This window comes from Rhizobium sp. CFBP 13644, from assembly GCF_014842165.1.
Taxonomy (GTDB): Bacteria; Pseudomonadota; Alphaproteobacteria; order Rhizobiales; family Rhizobiaceae; genus Agrobacterium; species Agrobacterium tumefaciens_C.
The window spans coordinates 327938-352853 of the sequence record NZ_JACYVF010000003.1 but is presented as its reverse complement, the minus strand read 5'-3'; the positions used below and the strand labels follow the sequence as shown (position 1 = coordinate 352853).

24 protein-coding genes are annotated in these 24916 nt (G+C 56.3%); 18 read left to right on the top strand and 6 right to left on the bottom strand.

Going from position 1 to position 24916, the window contains the following annotated elements; translation table 11 throughout:
- The first annotated feature begins 5 nt into the window (after nt 1-5).
- The 5 genes from IFT53_RS11070 (at nt 6) to IFT53_RS11050 (ending at nt 6428) form a co-directional block, all read left to right on the top strand.
- Complete coding sequence (locus IFT53_RS11070) at nt 6-1652, top strand: acyl-CoA dehydrogenase family protein (RefSeq protein ID WP_192064749.1); 1647 nt, start codon at nt 6-8, stop codon at nt 1650-1652.
- Nucleotides 1649-2806, top strand: a complete 1158-nt coding sequence (locus tag IFT53_RS11065) for an ABC transporter substrate-binding protein (RefSeq protein ID WP_244656286.1) — start codon at nt 1649-1651, stop codon at nt 2804-2806. Before IFT53_RS11070 ends, IFT53_RS11065 begins: the two co-directional genes overlap by 4 nt.
- Nucleotides 2807-2902: 96 nt before the next feature.
- Complete coding sequence (locus tag IFT53_RS11060; RefSeq protein WP_192064748.1) at nt 2903-3937, top strand: branched-chain amino acid ABC transporter permease; 1035 nt, start codon at nt 2903-2905, stop codon at nt 3935-3937.
- A gap of 5 nt (nt 3938-3942) precedes the next feature.
- On the top strand, nt 3943-5718 hold the full coding sequence (locus IFT53_RS11055) for a branched-chain amino acid ABC transporter ATP-binding protein/permease (RefSeq protein WP_192064994.1): 1776 nt from the start codon (nt 3943-3945) through the stop codon (nt 5716-5718).
- Nucleotides 5715-6428 (top strand): ABC transporter ATP-binding protein, encoded by a 714-nt coding sequence (locus IFT53_RS11050; protein ID WP_192064747.1) that lies wholly within the window; start codon nt 5715-5717, stop codon nt 6426-6428. Before IFT53_RS11055 ends, IFT53_RS11050 begins: the two co-directional genes overlap by 4 nt.
- 24 nt (nt 6429-6452) lie before the next feature.
- On the opposite strand, the gene IFT53_RS11045 is transcribed toward IFT53_RS11050, so the two are convergent.
- Nucleotides 6453-7373, bottom strand: coding sequence for a methylenetetrahydrofolate reductase (locus IFT53_RS11045; protein ID WP_244656285.1), 921 nt, complete (start codon nt 7371-7373; stop codon nt 6453-6455).
- 165 nt (nt 7374-7538) lie between these two features.
- On the opposite strand from IFT53_RS11045, the gene IFT53_RS11040 reads away from it, so the two are divergent.
- From IFT53_RS11040 to IFT53_RS11020, 5 genes are all read left to right on the top strand, one after another.
- Nucleotides 7539-8273 carry a GntR family transcriptional regulator gene (locus IFT53_RS11040; RefSeq protein ID WP_192064746.1) on the top strand — a complete coding sequence of 245 codons (735 nt, stop codon included), beginning with the start codon at nt 7539-7541 and terminating at the stop codon, nt 8271-8273.
- 90 nt (nt 8274-8363) lie between these two features.
- Complete coding sequence (gene ligM, locus IFT53_RS11035; RefSeq protein WP_192064745.1) at nt 8364-9782, top strand: vanillate/3-O-methylgallate O-demethylase; 1419 nt, start codon at nt 8364-8366, stop codon at nt 9780-9782.
- 233 nt (nt 9783-10015) lie between these two features.
- A complete protein-coding gene (locus tag IFT53_RS11030) occupies nt 10016-12238 on the top strand; it encodes an EAL domain-containing protein (RefSeq protein WP_192064744.1) in 2223 nt (740 codons plus the stop codon).
- Nucleotides 12239-12353: 115 nt separating this feature from the next.
- The gene (locus IFT53_RS11025; protein ID WP_342365802.1) at nt 12354-13190 is read left to right on the top strand and encodes an amino acid ABC transporter substrate-binding protein; all 837 of its coding nucleotides are present in this window, start codon (nt 12354-12356) and stop codon (nt 13188-13190) included.
- Complete coding sequence (locus tag IFT53_RS11020; protein WP_197980204.1) at nt 13187-14086, top strand: amino acid ABC transporter substrate-binding protein; 900 nt, start codon at nt 13187-13189, stop codon at nt 14084-14086. The genes IFT53_RS11025 and IFT53_RS11020 overlap by 4 nt, the downstream gene beginning before the upstream one ends.
- 50 nt (nt 14087-14136) lie before the next feature.
- Here IFT53_RS11020 and pcaF read toward each other — a convergent pair whose 3' ends face one another.
- From pcaF to IFT53_RS11005, 3 genes are read right to left on the bottom strand one after another with little or no spacing between them, the layout of a single operon-like run.
- Nucleotides 14137-15342 carry a 3-oxoadipyl-CoA thiolase gene (gene pcaF, locus IFT53_RS11015; RefSeq protein WP_192064742.1) on the bottom strand — a complete coding sequence of 402 codons (1206 nt, stop codon included), beginning with the start codon at nt 15340-15342 and terminating at the stop codon, nt 14137-14139.
- Between the two features lie 10 nt (nt 15343-15352).
- Complete coding sequence (locus IFT53_RS11010; RefSeq protein ID WP_192064741.1) at nt 15353-16054, bottom strand: CoA transferase subunit B; 702 nt, start codon at nt 16052-16054, stop codon at nt 15353-15355.
- Nucleotides 16051-16758 carry a 3-oxoacid CoA-transferase subunit A gene (locus IFT53_RS11005; protein WP_192064740.1) on the bottom strand — a complete coding sequence of 236 codons (708 nt, stop codon included), beginning with the start codon at nt 16756-16758 and terminating at the stop codon, nt 16051-16053. The genes IFT53_RS11010 and IFT53_RS11005 overlap by 4 nt, the downstream gene beginning before the upstream one ends.
- Before the next feature lie 129 nt (nt 16759-16887).
- Between IFT53_RS11005 and IFT53_RS11000 the strand changes: the two genes are divergently transcribed.
- Nucleotides 16888-17646, top strand: coding sequence for an IclR family transcriptional regulator domain-containing protein (locus tag IFT53_RS11000; protein ID WP_192064739.1), 759 nt, complete (start codon nt 16888-16890; stop codon nt 17644-17646).
- On the opposite strand, the gene IFT53_RS10995 is transcribed toward IFT53_RS11000, so the two are convergent.
- On the bottom strand, nt 17616-18533 hold the full coding sequence (locus IFT53_RS10995; RefSeq protein ID WP_244656284.1) for a helix-turn-helix domain-containing protein: 918 nt from the start codon (nt 18531-18533) through the stop codon (nt 17616-17618). The two genes, IFT53_RS11000 and IFT53_RS10995, sit on opposite strands and share 31 nt — an antisense overlap.
- Nucleotides 18534-18650: 117 nt before the next feature.
- Here IFT53_RS10995 and pobA point away from each other — a divergent pair, with 117 nt between their 5' ends.
- On the top strand, nt 18651-19823 hold the full coding sequence (pobA, locus tag IFT53_RS10990) for a 4-hydroxybenzoate 3-monooxygenase (RefSeq protein ID WP_192064737.1): 1173 nt from the start codon (nt 18651-18653) through the stop codon (nt 19821-19823).
- On the opposite strand, the gene pcaQ is transcribed toward pobA, so the two are convergent.
- On the bottom strand, nt 19820-20749 hold the full coding sequence (gene pcaQ, locus IFT53_RS10985) for a pca operon transcription factor PcaQ (protein ID WP_192064736.1): 930 nt from the start codon (nt 20747-20749) through the stop codon (nt 19820-19822). The genes pobA and pcaQ overlap by 4 nt on opposite strands.
- A 92-nt stretch (nt 20750-20841) precedes the next feature.
- Here pcaQ and pcaD point away from each other — a divergent pair, with 92 nt between their 5' ends.
- The 6 genes from pcaD (at nt 20842) to IFT53_RS10955 (ending at nt 24908) form a co-directional block, all read left to right on the top strand.
- Nucleotides 20842-21639 carry a 3-oxoadipate enol-lactonase gene (pcaD, locus tag IFT53_RS10980; protein ID WP_192064735.1) on the top strand — a complete coding sequence of 266 codons (798 nt, stop codon included), beginning with the start codon at nt 20842-20844 and terminating at the stop codon, nt 21637-21639.
- A gap of 2 nt (nt 21640-21641) precedes the next feature.
- Nucleotides 21642-22058, top strand: a complete 417-nt coding sequence (gene pcaC, locus IFT53_RS10975; protein ID WP_042616561.1) for a 4-carboxymuconolactone decarboxylase — start codon at nt 21642-21644, stop codon at nt 22056-22058.
- Entirely contained in the window at nt 22055-22795 is a 741-nt protein-coding gene (gene pcaH, locus IFT53_RS10970) for a protocatechuate 3,4-dioxygenase subunit beta (protein WP_042616560.1), read from the top strand. Before pcaC ends, pcaH begins: the two co-directional genes overlap by 4 nt.
- Nucleotide 22796: 1 nt before the next feature.
- Entirely contained in the window at nt 22797-23417 is a 621-nt protein-coding gene (gene pcaG / locus IFT53_RS10965; RefSeq protein ID WP_192064734.1) for a protocatechuate 3,4-dioxygenase subunit alpha, read from the top strand.
- A gap of 7 nt (nt 23418-23424) precedes the next feature.
- Entirely contained in the window at nt 23425-24477 is a 1053-nt protein-coding gene (locus tag IFT53_RS10960) for a 3-carboxy-cis,cis-muconate cycloisomerase (protein ID WP_192064733.1), read from the top strand.
- A 209-nt stretch (nt 24478-24686) separates the two neighbouring features.
- The gene (locus tag IFT53_RS10955) at nt 24687-24908 is read left to right on the top strand and encodes a hypothetical protein (RefSeq protein WP_042616557.1); all 222 of its coding nucleotides are present in this window, start codon (nt 24687-24689) and stop codon (nt 24906-24908) included.
- Nucleotides 24909-24916: the final 8 nt, after the last annotated feature.

Sequence of the window (24916 nt, the reverse complement as noted above, 5' to 3'; positions counted from 1 at the left end):
GCGCCATGACGGGTTTTGAACAGCAAGTCGAAAAAACGCTTGATCTGCTGGCCAAAACACCCGGCTGGCAAGATGTATGTGCACGCTTTCCCGAACTGGATGAGAGCACGGTCCGCGCGATTGTGTCTGAAGCGGCGGCTTTTGCGGAGACTGTCCTTGCGCCGCTCAACAGCATCGGGGATCGGGAAGGATGCATGTTGATCGATGGCAGGGTGAAAACCCCGCCGGGTTTTGCCGATGCGTATCGCCGTTTCTGTGAAGCCGGATGGCTTGGCATGGATTTGCCTGAAGATGTTGGCGGTCAAGGTCTGCCGCAAACATTGCAGGCGGCCTGTGCTCCGCTTTTCGAGCGCGCCTGTGTTTCCCTGATGATGCTGGCAGGCTCATCGCGTGGCGCAGCATTTTTGCTTGCGCGGGCGGCAGATGAGGACACGAAAGCCGAGTGGATCGGCAAATTGCTTTCGGGTGAGTGGTCGGCCACCATTTGCATTTCGGAACCCGATGCCGGTTCCGATGTCGGGCGGGTGCGCACGAGCGGCATGTTGAGCCACGGTCAGTGGCAGGTGACGGGCACCAAGTGCTGGATATCCTTCGGTGACCACGACATCACATCAAGGATCGGCCATTGTCTACTGGCGCGAACCAACGACCAACCGGGAACGAAAGGTCTAAGCCTGTTTCTGGTGCCGGATCGTTTTGATGACGCGCGCAATGCAATTACGGTTGAGCGGATAGAAGATAAGATGGGGCTTCACGGCTCCCCCACCTGCACTTTGCGCTTTGATGCCGCCAACGCCATTCTGCTGGGGCGGGAAGGCAATGGTCTGCCGCAGCTTTTTACCATGATTGAGAGGATGCGGCTGACGACGGGGTGTCAGGGCTTAGGTATTGCTTCTGCCTCATCTGACATAGCCCATGCCTATGCGCTGGAACGGTGCCAAGGCGGTGCGGCCAATGAGAGGCCAGTTGCGATTGCCGCCCATCCCGATGTGAAGCGGCAACTCTTTATTCTCAACCGCCAGACCGAGACATTGCGCGCCGCTCTTCTTGAACTGGCAGCAGCGATGGATCTGGCAGACCATTCCGACGACGCGGAGCGGCGCGCCTTCTTTGCCGATTTCGCCGCATGGCTTCTGCCTTTGGTCAAAAACTTTGGAGCAGAGATCGGGTTCGATTGTGCCAGCCGGTCCATTCAGGTCCTGGGTGGGGCAGGCTACACGCGAGAGTGGCCGGTCGAGCAATATCTGCGCGATAGCCGCATCATGTCCATTTATGAGGGCACGACCGGCATGCAGGCGCTGGATTTCCTGACGCGCAGGCTATGGCGCGACGAAGGGCGTGGTCTCGCGGCGTTTGAAACATTGGTCGAACGGGAGATTGCCAATACGCCGCGGCCCGATGCAAGCCCTGCGGCAACCAGTGCGCTGGCACGACTTCTGGCCATGACAGAAAACATGGAGCGCCTGTCTGGCGAGCCGGAAGCTGCATTCTACCATGCAGATCAATACATGCGCACGGCGTGGGATGCCGTAGCCGCATGGCTTTCCCTGCGCTTGCCGCTTGAGGAAAACCACCACGAAATCAGCCGATATGAGAGCGCCATCGGCGTCTCTCCATCATTCATATCGCATGTTAACGGGAGAACGACATGAGACATTCTATGACTGGCCGTGCATTGACCAGGTTGGGAGCCCTGGCAAGCGTCGCACTGACGCTATCGTCGCTACCAGCATTTGCTGATATCACCATCGGCGTGACCATTCCAACGACAGGCCCGGGTGCTGCGCTTGGAATTCCGCTCAAGAATTCTGTCGAGCTTTGGCCTTCCGAAATCGGTGGCGAAAAGCTGAAGGTGATCATGCTCGATGATGCGGGTGACCCGTCGCTTGCCACCACGAATGCGCGACGTTTCGCCAATGACGATAAGGCTGATGTCATCATCGGTTCCGCACTGGTGCCGGGGGCTATTGCCGTCGCGGGCGTTGCCAAGGAAGCGGGCGTGCCGCATCTTGCGCCCTCGCCATTGCCGCCGCCGGTAGCGCAAGGCTACAGCTTCGTGTTGCCACAAAGCGCCGAACTCGTGTCCCGCCATCTGTTTGCGAAAATGAAGGCTGACGGTGTGAAGACGCTCGGCTACATCGGTTTCTCGGATTCCTACGGCAACCAGTGGGTTGATCAATTCAAGAAGCTTGGCGGCGAATACGGGCTCACCATGGTTTCGGATGAACGCTATGCCCGACCGGATACGTCTGTGGCGGGCCAGGTTTTGAAGGTGGTCGCGTCACGTCCAGACGCCGTTCTGATTGGCGCCTCGGGCACTGGTGCGGCACTTCCACAGCTTGGGTTGCGTGAGCGTGGGTTCACGGGACCAATCTATCAAACGATCGGTGCTGTCACCTTCGACTTCCTGCGCATTGCGGGCAAAAGCGTTGAAAACACAGTGTTTGCTTCCGGCCCCGTCATGGTGGCGGAAGACCAGCCTGACACCTCTGAAACGAAAGCCGAGGGTTTGGCTTATGTGACGGCCTATGAAACCAAATATGGTGCCGGTACGCGCACGCAGTTTGGTTCTCATATGCAGGATGCTCTGATCATCCTGAAAAAGGCTGTGCCTGTGGCGCTTGCCAAGGCCAAGCCCGGCACCAAGGAATTTCGCGATGCCTTGCGTGCTGCCATTGAAACCGGTGGGCCGTTTCCAGCAACGCATGGTGTTTTTCAGTTCTCAGCAACGGATCACTACGGGCTTGATGACCGGGGCATCGTGTTGCTGACCGCAAAGGACGGCAAATTCAACCTCCTCAAATAGTTTGCTCAAACGGTGAAGCTGCGTCCTTACAATCGCGGCGCAGCTTCATGACGCTTTGCAGCTAAAAAATCATAATCAATACATTGGGGAACTGACGTGGACGCAACAATTGCGACCTTTCTGATCCAGGACGGCGTGACCAATGGTGCAATTTACGCACTTTTAGGGTTGGCGCTGGTTCTTGTGTTTGCGGTAACCCGCATCATCTTCATACCGCAGGGCGAATTTGTCGCGTATGGCGCGCTGTCGCTTGCCCTGCTTGATAGTGGCAAGATACCGGGAACGGCACCGATGCTGATCGCATTTGGCGCTGCGGCGATGGTGCTGGACCTCTGGGACATGCGACGGGGTTTTGCCCTGCCGTCTCTCTTGCGTGCGCTGCTGATCAACATTGTCCTGCCGATGGCCATCTACGCCTTGGTTGCGCTTGTTGCTCCGCTTCAGCTTCCTGCGCTTTTGCGCGCGGCAATGGCGATCATCATCATCGCTCCGATGGGATACTACATCTATCGCATCGTCTACCGTCCGCTGGTGGATGCGTCGGTGCTGATGCTGCTGATTGCCTCCATCGGCGTCCATTTGTTCATGATGGGGCTGGGGTTGATCTTTTTCGGTCCTGAAGGCTTGCGCGCAAAGCCACTGGCGGATGGCAGTTTTCTGGTCGGCCCGGTGGTTGTTACAACGCAAAGCCTCTGGATCTACGGCACCACGATCCTCATTATGGTCGGGCTGTACCTGTTCTTTGAAAAGACGCTTTTGGGCAAAGCGTTGCGCGCAACGGCCATCAATCGGCTGGGTGCAAGGCTTGTTGGTGTCCGCACACAGTTGACGGGCGTAACGGCGCTCATTCTTGCTGCCATTATCGGCGCGATTTCTGGCGTTCTGATCGCACCCGTTACAACAATCTACTACGATACGGGCTTCCTGATAGGCCTCAAAGGGTTCGTCGCCGCCATTCTGGGTGGTCTCGGTAATTTTCCGTTGACGGCCATTGCGGCCATCGGCGTCGGCCTTGTGGAAGCCTTTTCTTCGTTTTTTGCCAGCGCGTACAAGGAAGTCATCGTCTTCGGGCTCATCATACCCGTGCTGGTATGGCTGTCCTTCGGTGCCGGCCACCATGAGGAGGATTGATGATGATGCGTAGCGCGAAAACACACATTCTTCCTCTCTCGGGCCTGCTTGTGCTTGCCATCTTTCCGCTGTTGCCAGTTCCGCCGTTCTGGCTGACGCTGATGAACAATATCGGACTTGCCTCTCTGGTCGCCATCGGTCTCGTGCTGCTGACAGGCGTTGGCGGGCTGACATCGTTCGGCCAAGCTGCCTTCTGCGGCTTCGGAGCTTATACTACAGCGGTTTTGACCACAGCCTACGGCGTTTCTCCATGGCTGACATTGCCGCTTTCGCTGCTGATAGGCGCCCTGACGGCATTTTTGCTGGGCTTCATCACGGTGCGGCTGTCGGGCCATTTTCTGCCGCTCGGAACTATCGCCTGGGGTCTGGCACTCTATTATCTCTTTGGAAAAATCGAATTCCTGGGGAGTTATGACGGGATTACCTCCATCCCCCCGCTGTCTGTGGCTGGCTATTCCTTCATCAGTAGCCAATCGATCTTTTACATCATCTGGAGCTTCGTCATTCTCGTGTCTATCGGGGCGGTCAATTTGTTGGACTCCCGCATCGGCCGCGCCATTCGCGCCCTGCGTGGAGGCGCGCAGGCGGCAGAAGCATTTGGCGTGAATATCGTGCGCGCCAAGCTCACGGTCTTCGTCCTGGCGGGTGTACTCGCGGCGCTGTCCGGCTGGCTCTATGCGCATATGCAACGGTCGGTCAATCCAACGCCGTTTGGCCTGAACATGGGTATCGAATATCTGCTGATGGCAGTGGTTGGCGGCGCCGGACATGTATGGGGTGCCGTATTCGGCTCAGCCGTCATTCTTGTGCTGAAAGAGGTTCTCCAGCGGTTCCTGCCGGGGCTTGTCGGAACGGCGACGAACGTGGAAATGGTGGTGTTCGGCTTGCTGCTCGTGGCGATCCTGCAAGCTGCGCGAGATGGGCTCTGGCCACTTGCCACAAAGTGGGCAGGGTTGCGCAAGCCGGAGCGCAAGCTTGCGCAAAATCATGGTGATCTTGACCGTCGCCCAATGCCGGAACGCGGTGCGCCGCTTTTGACGGTCGAAAATGCGCGCAAGCAGTTTGGTGGACTGGTCGCCGTCAATGACGTCAGCTTCCGGATCAGTGCCGGGGAAATCGTTGGGTTGATCGGGCCAAACGGTGCTGGAAAAAGCACGACGTTCAACCTGATAACCGGAATCCTCGGTTTGACGGCAGGCAAGGTAACCTATCGTGGGCAGCCGATTTCAGGCCTTAATCCGCGTAAGATCGCCCGATACGGCATCGCCCGTACCTTCCAGCATGCCAAAGTTCTACCAGACATGTCCGTGCTGGAAAATGTGGCGTTGGGCGCGCATCTGCGCGGCTCGGCGGGTGTCTTGCGCAGTTTCATCAGGGCGGAGCGGGCAGAGGAAGCGACCTTGCTGGCGGAAGCTACAAGGCAGGTGGAGCGCGTTGGTCTTGGAGCGTTGATGCACAGACCAGCGGGAGATCTTGCGCTTGGGCAGATACGCATTCTGGAGATTGCACGCGCTCTTGCTGCAGATCCGTCTCTCTTGCTGCTGGATGAACCAGCGGCGGGTTTGCGGCATGCGGAAAAGCAGGAGCTTGCCGCTCTTTTGAAAAAACTGCGCGAGGAGGGCGTCAGCGTGTTGCTTGTCGAGCATGATATGGGCTTCGTCATGGGACTTGTGGACCAGCTTGTGGTCCTGGATTTCGGCACGTTGATTGCTGACGGAAAGCCGCAGGAGGTGCGAAATCATCCGGCCGTTATCGCCGCCTATCTGGGAGGTGCCGTATGACACATCTTCTCGAGATAAAGGACCTCAACGTCTCCTACGGTCATGCTCAAGTGGTGCATGGCCTGTCACTAACAATGAAGGCAGGCAGTATTGTCACCGTCATCGGTGCCAATGGCGCGGGCAAGACGACGCTTCTCAATGCTGCGATGGGGATCATTCCCAGCAGCGGGATCGTCCACTATGACGGGAAACCTGTGCCAACATCCGTTGAGGCAAGGGTAGCCGCCGGGTTCTGTCTCGTTCCAGAGCGCCGTGAGTTGTTTTCCACCATGACCGTGGAAGACAATATCGAACTCGGTGGATTTCTTCGAACTCGGCAGGAGCGCGCCGAAACCAGCGCGCAACTTTACGAGCGTTTTCCGAGACTTGGAGAGCGCCGAAAGCAGTTGGCGGGAACGCTATCGGGAGGTGAAAGGCAAATGCTCGCGCTGGCGCGTGCATTGATGAGCAGGCCGCGATTGCTGCTGCTGGATGAGCCAAGCCTGGGTCTTGCACCGCGCATCGTCGCCGATATTCTTCGCATTGTGTCTGAACTGCGCGATACCGGAGTCTCCGTTCTGCTCGTGGAGCAAAATGCTCGCGCTGCTCTGGAAATCGCGGATTTCGGATACCTTATGGAGCTGGGCGAGGTGAAGCTCTCAGGACCAGCGGCGGAACTTTCCAGCAATCCGGCGTTGATGGAGAGCTATCTCGGCACTGCGCCAGCCTGATTGTCGGATCGACAAGGAATGCAGTCAAGTGCTGGCTGCATTCCTTTGGTCACGGATGTTCCGGTTCATCCAGTCCGCACCGCCTGCGATGCCGCCGAGTGGAAAGACATGCAATTGCTCGATCAGCGTATCAGGGTTTTGCGTTTTATAGTCAGTGAGCGCGGACACAAATTCCGTTGGCTCATAGGGCGTGAACAGGCGGCTGATATCCATTGCCCGCTTTTGTAGGACCTTAAGCGAAGGGCCTACCCCGCAGGATATCGCAAATTTGATCAAGGTTTGAAGCTTGGTGGGTCCGGCTATTCCCACATGGATGGGAAGGGTGATGCCAAACTTCTGGATACGCTCAGCCCAATCCGTCACGATCTTAGGATCGAAGCCGAACTGGGTGACGATTGCCATCCGGGCGTCGGTCTGGCGAGAAAAGTCATTCTTCCACGATAGCGCGGCATCGACCTCTGTTGTTGAGCCATCCCTGTCAATCTGCTTGCTGCCCTCAGGGTGACCAGCAACATGCAGGCGCTTAAAGCCATATTGGTCGAACAGTCCAGTTGCCAGAAGGTCCATTGAACTGCTCAACGTACCTGCAGGCCGCGCATCGCCACCACCCAGAAGCAGCGCTTCTGTCACACCCGCCTCGAGGGAATAGCGCTTCAGCCACAGTTCGAGCGTCGCTGCGTCGGGAATGGAGCGCGCCGGGAAATGCGGCATGGCTATAAGACCTTCCGCTGTGATACGGGCTGCGGTTTTCACCATGTCATCGATCGATGTGCCAGCGATGTGCGCAATGTAGACGCGCGTGCCTGCCGGAAGAAGGGTCTTGAAATCGTCGATCTTGGCCGCGGTTCGAGGCATCACCTCAATCGACCGCGCAAGCAAATGGTCGGCGGCGTCGGGCAGGCCTTGATGCAATTCATTCTCTGGATTTTTTTCAACGTTCAGCAAGGTGTTCATCTCCCCGGCGGCATTTAAATGTATACATCAACGGTCAGTCTCACAAGAGACGATTGAGTGCGTTTGTTTCATGCAAATTCCGCTTTCAATAGGTCTTCATGAATACAATCTGGCGTGTATAGTCCTGCATCAGGAAGTCGGCGGAGCCTATCAAAAATGAAAGCAAATGACACTGCAACGCACGGGCGACGGGCAGTTGTTGAGCTGCGAGAGAAAATCTTCAGTGGTGAGTTGCATGGAGGCATGCGGCTGTTTGAGGTTTCCCTGGCGTCGCAGCTCGACATTTCGCGCACGCCGGTCAGAGAAGCGCTGTCGCGTCTATGCGAAGAAGGCTTGCTGGATCGCCTCCCGAATGGCGGTTTTGTGGTGCGGCGCTTTGTTTACGCTGACGTCATCGATTCCATCGAGTTGCGCGGCGTGATGGAGGGCACCGCTGCGCGTCTTGCCGCAGAACGAGGCGTCGAGGTTGAGGCTCTCGATGAAATCCGCGCGACACTGGCAAGGCTGGATAGCTGTTTTGGTGCGGCGCAGGACGATGTGGATTTCGATGCTTATTCAGAACTTAATGCGCTCTTCCATCAGCAATTGGCGGGCCTTGCCGGAAGCGATGTGATCAGGCGCGAAGTTGAGCGCGCCTGCGCCCTTCCATTCGCATCTCCTTCCGCATTCGTTCCCAATCGGCTGCAAATCTCGGCATTCTGGCGTTCACTGCGCTTCGCTCAGGCGCAGCATCATGAGCTCGTTAAGGCAATCGCCGCCCGTGAAGGTGCTCGCGCCGAAGCCATGGCGCGCGAGCATGCGCGCACCGCCCGCTACAATCTTGATTACATTTTCGACGAGGAGCCCGGCTTGCTCGACAAAATTCCCGGGCTGGCCCTGATCCATCGCTAATGTGGCGAGAGAGAAAATACGGGCTTGCAATACGCCCCAGTCTCGGCCTTAATGTATACATTATGCTGAATATCTTGGGAGGATAATGCATTGGCCAATACCAGTCTGGATGACATTCTGAATGAGAATCCCGATATTGTCGGGCGTTTGAGAAACTCTCAAAGCGGAATGTATGTATACCCTGTCGTGACGCCGGAGTTCAGCAATTGGCGAACGGAGCAGGCGGCATGGCGCCACTCCGCCGTATTGTTTGACCAGTCCCACCATATGGACGAGTTGACGGTCGAAGGGCCAGACGCCGAGAAATTCCTGAGCTATCACGGCATCAATTCATTTTCGAACTTCGATCTCAATCGCGCTAAGCATTTCGTTCCCGTCACGCCGGCGGGCCATGTCATTGGCGACCATATCATCTTTAGGGAGCGGCAAGACAAGTTCATTCTGGTCGGGCGCGCACCGACCTCCAATTGGCTGATGTTCTGCGCGGCCTACGGAAAATGGAATGTGCGTCTCAAGCATGATCCGCGCTCCACATCCCGCCCCGAAGGCGAGCGAGTGCTTCGCACGCATTATCGGTATCAGATACAGGGGCCAGAAGCGCCGAAGATTTTCGAGAAACTGAACCGCGGCCCTGTGCCTGACATCAAGTTCTTCCATGTGGACTGGATCAATGTCGGATCGAAAAAGGTAAAGGCCCTTCGGCATGGCATGTCCGGTGCGCCCGGGCTTGAAATCTGGGGCCCCTATGAAGACAAGAGCTATGTTCTTGCCTGCATACTTGAAGCGGCCAAGGAGGCCGAGGTCGATCTGGTGCGGTGTGGCAGCCGCGCTTACTCCACAAACACGCTTGAATCGGGATGGATTCCATCTCCACTGCCTGGGATTTATACGGGCGACGGCATGTTGAAAGCCTATCGCGAGTGGTTGGGCGTGGATTCCTACGAAGCCAACGGCGCGATTGGCGGCAGCTTTGTCTCTGAGAATATCGAGGACTATTACCTCAATCCGTTCGAGCTTGGCTATGATTTCTACATTGGCTGGAAAAAGGACGACTTCATCGGCAAGTCGGCGCTTGAGCAGCAGAAGGGTCAAGCGCACCGCAAGAAGGTGACGTTCGAGTGGAACGCGGAGGACGTGGTGGAGGTCATCGCATCGGCGTTCCGTCCGGGTGAAGACCATTACAAGTGGATCGACTTCCCCGTGGCCAACTATGCTTCCACCAGCGCCGATCTCATACTCGACGACGCCGGAAACAGGGTCGGCATGTCCATGTTCAATGGGTATTCCTACAATGAACGGTGCATGCTTTCGCTGGGCGTGGTGAACGCCGATGTGAAGATTGGCGATATTCTCACTCTAGTGTGGGGAGAGCCGGATGGTGGGTCTCGCAAGACGTCAATCGAAACACCGCACAAGCAGGCAAAGATCCGCGTTCGCGTCTCGCAAACACCTTACGCACGTGAGGCGCGTGAAAATTACGCTGAAAGCTGGCGTTCCAGGCGCGCCTGACTAACGCAAGCTTGACAGCCCGCCGGAGTTACGTCCGGCGGGTTTTCTGTTTGAGAGACAATGCGTCGTTCCACTCTGACGCCAATATGAAATATCCTTCGCCGTATTTAGGTTCTGTTTGCCATGTCTTGCATTGGTTGTGCCGAGTAGCACATCACATACCCTCTTAAACCATGGGTTAAGGCACGCGCTTCTATGGTCGCAGCCTTCGGGGGAAGAGGGCTCAGGCCGACATGGTACAAGACAGAAACAAGGCTGAAGCGGAGACTTGCGATCTCCAGTCGGGCCAAACGCGCCTTGTGTGGTATCATTCGCTCTTCTGGAAAATTAACGTCTTTCTCGTCTCCAGCGTCGTGCTTGCCTATATTACGGGGGCAACAATCGGCTGGGTCATGGTTGAGCATGGCTCGCTGGAACAGTGGCGCAGGCAGGCCGAGTTAAATGCGCAGGTCACGAGTTCTGCCATCCGCTCCATATACACCTTCATCGCGATTGACAGTGCCGATGACGGTCAGATCACCAGGATCATCAGTGAGCGCCCGTTGGGCGACGATGCGTCGATACTGGATACGGGATTTAACCCCGCAGATGTGCTGGCCGTGGCCGCAGCGCAGACCAAAAACAATATCTGGCTGTTTCAGAAATCGTCCGGACAGCAGAGCTTCGTCAGTTCGGCTGAAGCATTTGGATCAACGACCGGTATCGGCTTGACGCTACCCCCGGAGACCAATCCGGACGAGTTTTTTGTTGGTCTGGCTGATGTGGGCGGGATCAGCCATTTCATTGCCTATGTACCCATCCTAACATCAAAGAGCGAATTGCAGGGTGCTGTCGTTACGTCCATTGGTGAAGCGGCGCTGTTGCACGAAAGTCAGAACAGGCTGTTTCGCAACTCTGCCATCCTGCTTGTGACGATCCTGATTTTCACTGGCGCGGCGGTCACTTTGATCATGCGCAAGGTATTCAAGCCCGTTCCCGACCTTGTCGGTGCGCTCAGCCGCATCGCCCGCGATGATACACGCATGGTAACCCCGTTTCAGGGCAGACATGATGAGATCGGCCGTCTGGCGGTGGCAATCGAAACGTTGAGAGAAGCGGTGGTAGAGCGAGAGCATTTGCGGCAGGTGCGGGATGTTGCCAAGCATATGGAGCACCTTGCCCATCACGACCCCCTGACCGGATTGCCCAATCGTGCATTCTTCGGCAAGAAGCTTGAGGAATTGCTGACCCCGACCGGAGACAATGGCCGCCGTTTCAACATCATGCTGTTGGACCTCGATCGTTTCAAATCCATCAACGACGGTCTTGGACATGCCAGTGGAGATGCACTGTTGACGTCCTTTGCCGAGCGTCTGCTCCTGCTGATGCGACCGGGTGATATCGCCGCCCGTCTTGGCGGCGATGAATTTGCGGTTCTGCAAGTGGTGCGCAAAGACGCTCTTGTGGAGGCCAGCAAGCTCGCCTCAAATGTCATCCGCGCTGTTGCCCGGCCTTTCATGCTGCTTGGCAAGCAAGTCTCGGTCGGCACCAGCATCGGGATCTGCCTCGATACGGCAGAGGGCACTGAAATTTCAGAGCTGCTGAACAAGGCGGATATCGCGCTTTATGCCGCCAAGTCCGAGGGGCGGGGAACATTTCGCTTCTTCAAGCCGGGCATGGAAATGTCCGGTGAGCGAGGTCATGTCCTCCAGCACGATCTGGACGCAGCGTTGCGCAACGACGAATTCGAGCTGTTTTATCAGCCGATTTTCTCTGTCGCACAGCCGCAGCCGGTTGGTTTTGAGGCCTTGCTGAGATGGAAGCATCCAAGGCTTGGCTGGGTTTCTCCCGCAGATTTCATTCCCGTTGCAGAAAAGACCGGACAGATCATCGCGATTGGTGATTGGGTCATGAAGATGGCCTGCGCAGATATTGCAAACCTGCCCGCAAACACATTTGTGGCCGTCAACGTTTCGTCCGTTCAGCTCAAGCAGAGGAATTTTGCCGACAAGGTCAAAGCCGCATTGTCGACCTATCGCGTTCCGGCACACAGGCTGGAACTGGAATTGACGGAGAGCGCGCAGATTTCCTCGCTTGAATGCAAGGAAATGCTTGAGGAACTCCGCGACCTCGGCATCGGCATTGCGCTGGATGATTTTGGTACGGGCTATTCCGGCCTCAGCTACCTTCTCAACCTGCCAATCACCAAAATCAAGATTGATCGCAGCTTCGTCATGCACGTTGAAGATCGCGCAGACAGCCGCGCCGTGGTGACCAATCTTCTGCAATTGGCAAAAAGCCTTGGGCTTCAGACAACTGCGGAAGGCATCGAGAATGAATATCAGCTCGAATTCATGCGGTTGCTAGGCTGCACGCTAGGGCAGGGCTACCACCTCGCTCGGCCTGCAAACATTCAAGACATTCAAAATATCTATCAAAGCCTATACCCCCGGAAGGTCTCATCGCTAGGAGCGTGAAGAAATGCGATATCCTGTTGTTCTGCCAGCGAGTGAGAAGCTGCTAAAAATCGCCGCGAGAGCTGGTCTTTATGGCTTCGCTCTCTTCCAGATTGCCAGCGTTGCCACCTCCCCGGTGCAGGCGCATGATATTGGCACGCTCGATAAGATTGCCCAAACCAAGACAATCTCCATCGGTTATCGCGAAGACGAGGTTCCCTTTGCCTTTAGGGGGCCAGATGGTGGGGCGATCGGCTACACGATCGAGCTCTGCCAACACATTGCTGATCGTGTGCGCAGCCACCTGAAGCTTGATAAAATCAATATCAATTACGTGCTGGCAACGCCGGCTACCCGCTTTGTTCTGGTCAAAAGTGGCAAGATCGATCTTGAGTGCAGTGCCACGACCAACAATGCAGAACGACGCGAACTGGTGTCATTCTCGTATCCCCACTTCATCACGGCCACTCGCTTCGTTGCAAAGAAAGCCAGTGGGGTAAAAACCATCAAGGATCTGGCTGGGCGTACGGTGGCGGCCACGACTGGCACCGTCAATATCGAGCAGTTGCAGACCATCAATCGCGCAGACAAACTGAATATTTCTGTGATGCTTGCGAAGCAAAATTCGGATGGCTTCGCCTTTGTGGAGAATAACAAGGCCAGTGCCTTCGTTATGGATGGGGTTTTGCTGGCCGCGCAGGTCGCTTTCTCAAAGAGGCCCGATGATTATTTGGTATCGGCTGAAACGTTCGGGCCACCAGAACCCTATGGAATTTTGATGCGCAAAGGTGATGAGCCGTTTCGACAACTCGTCAATGACACGTTGCGCCAGCTTTTCGTCAGCGGTGAAATCAATCACATCTACGACAAGTGGTTCATGGCACCTCTGCCACCGGAAGGGCGCAATTTCAATCTTCCGATATCTGCGGAGCTACAGGCGACCTTTGATGATCCGCAGGAGTATCTGAAATGAGGCGTTCGCTTAAGACACTTTTCATGTTGCCCGCTGCCTTGCTCGTCTCACTTTCCTGCGCTGCTGCGGCAGACTTTACCCAGTCCACGCTGGAGCGCATCAAGGAAACCGGAAAAATCCGCATTGGCTATGGCGCGACGCCTCCGTTTTCCTTTGCCGCAAGCAATGGTCAGATCATGGGTTACTCGATCGATTTGTGCAATCGCGTCGCGGAAAAGCTGAAACTCCGGCTCGGTTTGCCCACTCTCGAGATTGCCTACTTGCCACGCACGCCCAGCAACCGGGTGCAACTTCTCAATAGCGGCGAAATCGACATAGAATGCAACGCCAGCACCAATACTGTAGAGCGGCGAAAAAGTGCGATTTTCGCCATAAGCCATTTTTACGGCGCTACGCGTTTTGTGTCTTTGACCAAGAGTAATCTGGTGACGCTGGCAGATTTGAAGGGTCGTTCTGTCAGTGTCGCCCGCGGCACTGTCAACGTCAGCGACATCAATGAAGCCAACCGAACGAACAAATTGAATGTATCGGTGGTGCCGACCGAAACGCTCCAGTCGGCATTTGACATGGTCACGGATGGCCGAGTGTCGGCCTTTGTCATGGACGAGGTTTTGCTCCGCACCATGATCGCGCGAACGAAAAATCCCAGTGATTATCGCGTTTCCCTGGAAAAAGTCACCGAAGCTCAGCCGTTCGGATTCATGATGCGCCTGGATGACGGGGAGTTCGCGACTGCTGTCAACGAGGCCCTTGCCGAGATCTACAAAAGTGCAGACATGCCCGAGATCTACAGGCGCTGGTTTGAGAGCACTGCGCCCGGAATAGGCGTCAACATCAATCTTCCAATGGGCAAAAGGCTGCGTGCCGCCTTGGCTAACCCCAATATGGAGCTATAGCGCCTCAACACGACAGGGTCGGCGCGCGACCCTGTCGTGTTGAGCTTTGTTTAAACGCGCTCAAGCGCAATCGCGATGCCCTGGCCAACGCCAATGCACATCGTGGCCAGTGCCTTGCTTTTGCCGGTGAAGGAAAGCTCAAGGGCAGCCGTGCCTGCAATGCGGGCACCGCTCATGCCGAGCGGGTGGCCGAGTGCGATGGCTCCGCCATTGGCGTTGACGCGTGCATCATCATCGGCAACGCCCAGCTGGCGCAGTGTCGCAAGCCCCTGCGACGCAAAGGCTTCGTTCAACTCGATGACATCAAGGGCTTCCTGGCTCCAGCCGAGACGCGCCAGAAGCTTCTGTGAGGCCGGTGCCGGACCGATACCCATGACACGTGGCGGAACACCTGCCGTCGCACCGCCGACGATGCGGGCGATTGGCGTCAGTCCATACTTCTCGACCGCTGTCTTTGACGCAATAATAAGAGCCGCTGCACCATCATTGACGCCAGAAGCGTTTCCGGCGGTAACCGTCGCGCCTTCCATGCGGTTGACCGGCTTCAACTTGGCAAGAGCCTCAATGCTCGTTTCGCGCGGATGTTCATCCTTGCTGACGATGATTGGGTCGCCTTTGCGCTGTGCAATGCTGACGGGCGTTATTTCCTTGGCCAGTCGGCCGTTTACCTGCGCTTTCGCCGCCTTTTGCTGGCTGTGCACGGCAAAAGCGTCCTGAGAGTCTCGGGAGATGTTGTAGTCAATGGCGACATTGTCACCGGTTTCAGGCATGGAGTCGACGCCATAAAGCGATTTCATCGCCGGGTTCACAAAGCGCCAACCGATTGTTGTGTCGTAGATTTCGGCATTGCGGGAAAATGCGGCGTCTGCCTTTGGCATGACAAAGGGCGCGCGGCTCATGCTTTCGACGCCGCCCGCAATCATCAGTTCCGCTTCCCCGGACTTGATGGCCCGAGCCGCAGCAATGACGGCATCCATGCCGGAGCCGCAAAGACGGTTCATGGTGGTTCCGGTGACAGATACCGGCAAGCCTGCCAGAAGGAGTGACATGCGCGCCACGTTACGGTTGTCTTCACCGGCCTGGTTTGCACAGCCGAAAATCACATCGTCGACCGCTTCCCAGTCCACTCCGGGGTTGCGGCTGACCAGCGCCTTCAGTGGAACAGCGCCGAGATCATCAGCCCGGACGGATGACAATGCCCCGCCGAAACGGCCAATGGGGGTTCGAATATAATCGCATATGAATACATCAGTCATTTTTCATACCTTACAGTTCGGGTGCGACGAGATCGGCAACAGTGCCATCAATATGCAACTTCGCACCGGTCATGGCTTGAAGGTCGTCAAAGCTCATACCGGCCAGTTTCTCGCGAAGGACGAAATGGCCGTCCTTGACGTCAACCACCGCATGGCTGGTGTAAATGCGCGTGATGCAGCCGACCCCGGTCAGGGGGAATGCGCATGTCTCGACGAGCTTTGGCTCGCCTTTCTTGGTGACATGTTCAGTGATGACGAAGACCTGCTTTGCCCCGTGCACGAGATCCATCGCGCCACCGACAGCAGGCACACCTTTGGAACCCACACGCCAGTTGGCGAGGTCTCCGTTCTGCGCGACCTGATAGGCTCCCAGAATGGCGACATCCAGATGGCCGCCGCGCACCATCACAAAACTATCTGCATGGTGGAAAAACGCGGCGCCCGGTTTCAGAGTGACGGCCTTCTTGCCGGCATTGATCAGATCCCAGTCTTCCTCGCCCTCCGCAGGCGCTTCACCGAAATTCAGAATGCCGTTTTCGGTATGAAAAATCGCCTCTCGGCCGGGCGGTTGGTAGCCCGCCACCATTTCAGGAAAGCCAATGCCCAGATTGACATAGGCGCCATCGGCAATGTCTTGCGCGGCACGCCATGCGATCTGTGCGTTGGAAAGCTTGATGTCTTCGAATGTGTTGAGAGGTTGAGTTTCGGTCATGCGTAGGACGCTCCTGCACGGATCAGAATTTCTTCCTGTTGAGGGTTCTCAATCTGTACGACGCCATCGACAAATATTCCGGGCGTCACCACATGCTCGGGGTCGATGCCTCCGGCAGTCACCAGTTTTGATACCTGTGCGATCGTCGTCTTTGCCGCCATGCACATCAATGGATTGAAGTTGCGGCCAGCCTTGGAGTAGGTCAGGTTACCGTGGGTATCGCCGATGTGAGCCTTCACGATGGCAAAATCTGCTTTCAGCCAGCGTTCCTGAACGTAATGGCGTCCATCGAACTCTGCTATCGGCTTGCCATTCGCAAGTTCGGTGCCGTAGCCGGTGGGCGTGTAGAATGCCGGAATCCCAGCCCCTGCGGCACGAATGCGTTCGGCAAGCGTGCCTTGCGGCACGAGTTCAAGCTCGATCTCTCCAGCCAGATATCTGTCTGTGAATGCCCGCGGATCAGAGGAGCGGGGAAAAGAGCAGATCATCTTGCGGACCATGCCCGCATCAATCATCGCCGCAATGCCGATCCGTCCGTTTCCGGCGTTATTGTTGATGACTGTCAGGTTTTTGGGTCCCTTGTCGATCAGAGCGTGGATTAACTCGATGGGTGCACCAGACCCGCCAAATCCGCCGATCATCACCGTCGCGCCGTCGCCAATACCAGACACCGCATCGGCTGCGCTCCTGATGGTCTTGTCCATAAAAATCCTCCCGAACAGCTTTGAAACCAGTTTTGGCTTTTGAGCAGGTAAGACCGAAATGTCCTCGACCGCAAATGGTTTGTGCGTTATATGATTTTTGTTCGTATATCGCACAAATGGATCGTCGCCATGGCCAATGAAAGAGACCTGATGAGTGGGCTTGCAAAGGGCCTTCGTGTTCTTGAGGCCTTCAGGGTTGAGCAGCCGCGCCTGTCGATTTCCCAGGCGGCCGATGCTGCGGATCTGGACCGTGCCACGACCCGACGCTGCCTGCTGACATTGGCTGAGCTGGGTTATGCTGCTTATGACGGCAAATATTTCACGGTCACACCCAAGGTCTTGCGGCTTGGTACCGGCTGTCTTGCAACCATGCCCCTGCCACGCATCGTTCAGCCGGTTCTGGACAAATTGTCCGAAGCCATCGGCCAAAGCACCTCTGTTTCCATTTTGGATGAGACAGAAATTGTCTATGTCGCCCGGGCAGCGCAGCGCAGCGTCATGTCCATTTCGCTCATGCCCGGTTCACGATTGCCAGCTTACTGCACGTCCATGGGGCGCGTCTTGCTGGCCGCACTGGATCGTGAGGAACAAAGAGCCGTCCTGGAGAAATCGGACCGGCGAGCCAGAACGGCGCTGACATTGATCGAAATCGAAGCCTTGATGGAGGAATTGATGGCGACCCGTCAGCGTGGTTATGCGCTGATCGACCAGGAGGTCGAACTCGGCTTGCGCTCGATTGCGGTCCCGGTCAACAATGTCAGGGGGCAGACGGTGGCGGCGCTGAATGTGGGGCTTTCGGCATCGGCGGCGTCGATGGAAGACCTTGTGGAGCGTTATCTGCCTGCGCTGCTGAGCGTTCAGTCCGAATTGGCCAGAATGCTGGCCTGATCCACCGATCCTGCGCCATTCGAAAGGGAATACTGTTCTGCAAGTCTCCAGGCTCGTGGCGTCATGCCGGTTTCCCGCAGGAAAAAACGAGAGAAATAGGCGGGGTCGCTGAAGCCAAGGCCAATGGCGACCATCTGCACCGTCGAGACCGTGAACAGCAATTCCTGCTTGGCAATATCCAATTGCCGTTGGGCGATCAGTCTCTGAAGGCTCACTCCGAATTGCTGTCGCAAAAGGCGGTTCAGATGGGTCTGGGATAGGCCAAGTTTCTCGGCATAAAACTGGGCGTCCTTATGTTCGCGAACGTGACGGGCGATCAGGCTGAGCAAAAGATCCAGGCGACTACTATTCTTGTCCGTTTCTCCGCCTTGAAAACTCAGTTGTACGCCGCGTGACAGGTGGACGATCAGCGTCGTGATCAGCCCCTCCATCATTGCATGCCGTGCTGGGTGGCCGCTGGAAAATTCCCCCCAGATCAAATCGCAGCAGTCTATGATCCTCTGCTGTTGCGAGTTGCCGGTGAGCGACAGCAGAGAGGGCCGCGCCAGATACTGCCGTGCCGCCGCCTGCGCTGACGGTGAAAGCGCCGTTGGAATAAGCGTGATAATGATGCCCGCAATATCACGCGAAAAACGAAAGCCGTGTTCGAAGCCTGGCGGGACGATGACGATGGAGGGTGGCTTGATGGCGACAACGTCGCCATTCAACGAGGCGTCGCCCTCTCCCCCGGAAACGCAAAGAATCTGCAAGAAACTCTCATGCCGGTGCAGGTCGATTTCGAACCGATGCAGGCTGCTGCGCGAAAAAAGCGTTTCGCAATGGAAGCGAAACGGCGCCTGTTGCGCGGTCGCTTCACCGTAAAGCTGGTCGTGTATCTGTCGTGTCATCGAAACAGGCCCGTAGTCCGTAATGGTCGAATAGTGCAATGCTTGATCTAAAATGTCCATTGATCGCGAGGCTTTGAACCAGCAGTTTCGGGGTAGGAAATCAAGTGGGAGGAAGCAATGCGCACACAGGTCGTCATTATCGGTTCCGGTCCAGCCGGACTGCTACTCGGGCAAATACTGTCTGGTGCGGGCATCGCCAACGTCATTCTGGACCGTGCCGGCAAGGATTACATTCTGAGCCGCGTCCGTGCGGGCGTGCTTGAAGAAGGCACAGTTCATCTGTTGGAAAAGGTCGGGGTAGCGACGCGGCTTCATGCCGAGGGCCTGCCGCATGATGGTTTTTCGCTGGCGTTTGATGGTCGCGATCATCGCATCGATCTGCACGACCTGACGGGCGGCAAGCGGGTCATGGTCTATGGCCAGACGGAAGTCACGCATGATCTGATGGATGCGCGGGAGAAATCCGGCGCGCAAACGATCTATGAGGCTGCCAATGTGGAGCCACATGACTTCGACAGCGCAAAGCCCTATGTCACCTATGAAAAGGATGGGGTGACCCACCGCATTGACTGTGATTTCATTGCTGGATGCGACGGCTTCCACGGGGTAAGCCGCAAGGCTGTTCCGAAAGGTGCCATCCAGGAATTCGAGCGGATCTATCCTTTCGGATGGCTTGGCATTCTTGTGGATGCGCCGCCCGTCAATCACGAATTGATCTATGCAAACCATCCGCGCGGTTTTGCGCTGTGCTCCATGCGGTCTCCAACCCGCAGCCGCCATTATATCCAGTGCTCTCTGGACGATAAGGTCGAAAACTGGAGCGACGATCGTTTCTGGGCTGAGTTGAAAAACCGGTTGCCCACGCAACACGCGGAGGCCTTGATAACCGCTGCATCGTTCGAAAAATCGATCGCGCCGCTGCGTTCCTTCGTGGCCGAACCCATGCGCTTCGGGCGCATGTTTCTGGCCGGGGATGCGGCTCACATCGTGCCGCCGACGGGTGCCAAGGGTCTCAACCTCGCAGCAAGCGATGTGCATTATCTGAGCGAGGCTCTGATCGAATATTACAATGAACGCTCCGAAGCGGGTGTTGATGGCTATTCGGCGCGCGCCTTGTCGAGAGTATGGAAGGCAGTTCGTTTCTCCTGGTGGATGACGAGTATCATGCACCGCTTCCCTGATTCTGGCGATTTCGGTCAGAAGATTCAGGAAGCCGAATTGGATTATCTCGTCCAGTCGCGTGCAGCATCCACCTCGCTCGCCGAAAACTACGTTGGCCTGCCCTATTAAGAGCGTGCCGATAACAACGCAGCCGCCGCTTCACGGATAGTCTGCATCAAGAGAGCGAGTGGCAGGGACGGCTGCGTGTCGGCGCGGATGGTCAATCCAACCGGGCCGCTCGTGTCAGCCGTATCCAATGGCAGCGCAGCAATGGTGCCGTCGGCAATATCGGCGGCCACCACACCTTCCGAGATAATCCAGATGGCGTCTGTCGCGCGCAGGAAGGCGCGGCCGAACGCGTCGGAAACCGTTTCAATTCTGGTTGGTAAAGCAGCAACGCCGTGGGCCAGCAGGAACTGGTCAACGATGGGGCCGATCACCGAATTTCGGGTGGGGGTTAGTATCGGAAACTCATGGAGCTTTTCGAAAATGTTTGCGGTGTCCATCAGGAGGGGATGACCTGATCGAACCGCAAAGCGCACTTTTTCCGAATAAAGATGCTCGAATGAAAATCCCGTCATCTTTTCAGGCGCGGCAAGACGCCCGACGACGAGATCAAGATCGCCAAGGCGGAGTTGCTCCAGCAAGACAGCGTTTTCGCCGGTCACGATTTTGACGGTGCTGCCGGTGCTTTCCTTCAAAAAGCTGACCATCGCCTCGGGCATGATGCTGACCGAGACGGTTGGCAGCGCTCCGATCCTCACGGGCGTACCGATCTTTGCGGCCTCGGGTGAAACGGAATCGACCGCCTGCCGCAGCGCGGTCACCGTTGCGCCAGCATGTTTGAGAAAAATTTCGCCAGATCGGCTGAGCTTGATGCCCCGGCCATCGCGCTCGAAAAGGGAGACGCCAAGAACCTCTTCCAGTTCACGAACAGTTTTTGTGATCGCTGGCTGGCTGACGCTGAGAATGGCCGCAGCCCGCCCGACGCTTTTCTGGCGTGCTATCTCCACAAACGTTCGGATATGCCGAAACTTCAAGCGTGCATCGATCATCAATTATAATCTATCGGTTATGATTACTGCCAATAAACTCATTTTACTTAACCGTTCGGATCTTGCAATGTCTGAGCAGGAGGAACCTAGCCATGCAGTTTTTGTTGTCGAAAAGCGGTGCGATTCATTATCGCGCTCAGGGATTGGGCCAGAGCCGGCCGGTAATCGTCTTCATTAACTCGCTTGGTACGGATTTTCGGATCTGGCACGATGTTATGGACAAACTTGGCGATCAATATGCTTATATCCGCCATGACAAACGCGGCCACGGCCTGTCCGATCTTGGCTCCACGCCCTATTCCATCGATGATCACGTCGATGATGTCATCGCACTGCTGGATCATCTCTCTGTCGATAGGGCCATCATCTGGGGTCTTTCTGTCGGTGGCCTGATTGCGCAGGGTCTTTATGCGCGGCGTCCCGATCTCGTCCGCGCCCTTGTGCTCAGCAACACGGCCCACAAGATTGGCAGTGCCGACATGTGGAACGACCGCATCGCGCACATCCATCGCGACGGTATTGCACCGCTTGCTGATGGCGTAATGGAACGTTGGTTCACGCCCGCATTTCGTAGGGAAGACAATGCCGAGTTTCTCGGCGCGCGCACCATGCTCGTGCGGCAGGACCGGCATGGCTATGCCGCCACATGTGCCGCCATCAGAGATTGTGACTTCACCGATGTGGCAAAAACCATCGCGGTTCCCACGCTTTGCGTCGCGGGGGACGGGGATGCCTCCACACCGCCGGAGCTCGTTCGTGCGCTTTCCGCGCTGGTGCCCGGCAGTCAGGTCACCATCATTGAAAACTGCGGGCATATACCGTGCATTGAGCAGCCGCAGGCCTATTCCAGCGCTGTCGATGCTTTCTTTAAATCCTTGCCGGAGGTTTGACCATGGCAGACGCGGATAAGACAAACAGGTTCGACGATGGAATGAAGACGCGCCGCAGCGTGTTGGGTGATGCCCATGTCGACCGGGCGCAGAAGGCCGCGACGCCCTTTGATGAGCCTTTTCAGCGGCTGATAACGGAATCTGCCTGGGGCAATGTCTGGTCCGGTACCCATTGGACGAAACGTGAGCGTTCCATGGTGACCATCGCCTTGCTGGCAGCGCTTGGGCATGATGAAGAGGTCGCCATGCATGTGCGCGCCACTGCCAACACAGGTGCGACGCAGGAGGATATTCGCGAGGCCTTGATGCATGTCGCGATTTACGCAGGCGTGCCCGCTGCCAATCATGCGTTTAAAATTGCCAAGGGCGCACTTGCCGAAATGCAGGCTGCGTCCGTTCGTGAGGAGGAGACGAAATGACCAACAAGCCACCGGAAACCGGCCCCTTTTTCGCCAGAGATCGTAGCATTCATCCGCCCGCATTCGCGCCGGGTTACAAGACATCCGTTCTGCGCTCGCCTCAGCGTGCACTGATTTCACTGGAAGGCACCAAGAGCGAGATCACCGGTCCCGTCTTCGGGCATGGTATGCTCAATCCGCTGGATAATGACCTCATTCTCAACTACGCCCGCCCGGGAGAAATGCCCATCGGGCCCCGCATTCTGGTGCATGGTCGGGTGATCGACGAGCGCGGCAAGGGTGTGGAAGGCGCATTGGTGGAGTTCTGGCAGGCCAATGCCGGCGGTCGATATCGCCATAAGAAAGAGTCATATCTCGCCGCAGTCGATCCCAATTTCGGCGGTGTTGGTCGCACTATCACCGATGCGGATGGTTATTACTGGTTCAAGACAATTCAGCCTGGAGCCTATCCTTGGCCAAACGGCGTCAATGACTGGCGTCCCGCGCATATTCATTTCTCGGTTTTTGGTCACGGCTTTTCGCAGCGCCTGATCACGCAAATGTATTTCGAAGGCGACCCGATGATCTGGCAGTGTCCAATCGTCAAGACCATTCCAGACAAGGCTGCTATCGAAGGCCTTGTTGCGGCACTCGACATGTCATCTGCAATCCCCATGGATATGCGTGCTTACAAGTTCGATATCGTGCTTCGGGGGCGCCGCTCCACCCTGTTTGAAAACCGCATGGAAGGCAATTAAGATGGTTCAGCCGCTTCATTACTTCAAGGAAAGCGCCTCGCAGACAGCCGGGCCTTACGTCCATATTGGTTGCACGCCCAATTTCGTCGGTATCGAAGGGGTGTTCCCGAAAGATCTCGGTTCTGGCGCTCTATATAATGACAGTGCCAGAGGTGAACGCATCACCATCCGTGGCACCGTCTATGATGGTGGTGGAAATGCCCTCAAAGATGCCCTGATCGAGATCTGGCAGGCCGATGCCGAGGGGCTTCACAACAGTCCAAGCGAAACACGGGGCACTGCAGACCCGAATTTTACAGGCTGGGGTCGTTCGCCCGGAGATATGGATACGGGTGAATTTACGTTTGAAACCATCAAGCCGGGAAAGGTGCCTTTTAACGATGGTCGGCCCATGGCGCCGCACATCACCTTCTGGATCGTTGCACGTGGTATCAATATCGGACTGCACACGCGCATGTATTTTCCCGAAGAGGTTGACGCGAATGCCGCAGATCCCGTTCTTGCCCGCGTTGAACACAAGTCACGCCTCGCAACATTGATTGCAAGAAAAGAGGAGGGGAACGTATACCGGTTCGACATCCATCTTCAGGGTGAACGCGAAACGGTTTTCTTCGACATCTGAGGTGAAAATGAGCCTGTCCCCTTTCGAACATCCGTTTCTGGGTGGCCTTTTTGGTGATGCTGAAATCTCCGCGCTTTTTGGCGCGGAGGCGGATGTGCAGGCAATGCTTCGGTTTGAAATGGCGTTGGCTGAGGCGGAAGCGGCGGTCGGGATTATTCCAGAGCCACATGCGGCACGCATTGTTGGCGCCATCGCAACTGTCTCGATTGATTACGGCGCATTGCGGGACGGGGTCTCAAAGGACGGCGTTGTCATTCCTGAACTGGTTCGGCAATTGCGGGCGGCGGTTGGAGCAGACGCAGCTGCCAGCGTGCATTTTGGTGCCACCAGCCAGGACGTGATCGATACAAGCCTGATGCTTCGGCTCAAGGTTGCCGCAGGGATTCTTCAGCGCCGGCTCTCTGGCTGCATTGCAGGGCTGGAAAATGTTGGCGCACGCGATGGTTCAAAGGCTCTGATGGGCCATACACGCATGCAGGCGGCCATTCCGATTACTGTTGAGGATCGGCTGGCAAGCTGGCGGCATCCAATCACCCGCCACCATGGACGGCTTGCCAACTTTGGCCAGACCGGCTTTTGCCTGCAATTTGGTGGCGCTGCGGGTTCGCTGGAAAAATTTGGTGCCAAAGGCGCTGAGGTTCGCGCGGAACTGGCGCGGCGACTTGAACTGGCGGATACGCCACAGTGGCATAGTCAACGCGATGGCATTGTGGAATTTGCCAATATTCTGTCACTCATAACGGGCTCGCTTGGCAAAATTGGCCAGGATGTCGCACTTCTTGCCCAGAAGGGACAAGAAATCCGCCTGTCGGGCGGAGGTGGTTCATCGGCCATGCCGCACAAGCAAAATCCCGTTCTCGCGGAAACACTTGTAACGCTTGCCCGTTTCAACGCTGTCCAGATATCGGCGCTGCATCAATCCATGGTGCATGAGCAGGAACGGTCTGGTGCCGCATGGATGCTGGAATGGTTGATGCTTCCTCAAATGGTTGTTGCCACCGGCACCGCGTTGCAAATAGCCGATAGGCTTCTGTGTCAGGTTCAGGCTCTCGGCGCTTGAGCGTTCCATATTTTTCCAAATGAAATTTAAGGAACTATTCCTCCAGGGTGACGTTCACTTGGCAGGAGAGACACCGTGTCAAACGGACATGATGGTAGCGAAGAACACCAGGATTTTTCCGTTTTCTTCTGGTGGCCAACGAAATGGCAGACGAGCTTCTATCCCATCCGGTGCTCTCCACACCTGAAACTCCAGCCAGTGGGGACGTTATGGAAAAGACCGAAACGCGAAAGCTTGCGGAAGAATACATGCTCCTCGGCGGAACCCGTCAGGTGATGATAGACGATAATAAAACCTTCGTCCGTCAATATGACGGAGAACCTGAAGAGGCAGAGCGCTTCTGGCAGGAAAAGATCGAAGTGCTTGAAAAGTCGCGCCGCGACGATGTCGAGTTCTTCCTGCCGTCGGTCAATTCCGACGAGGAAAACTGAGGCATAGC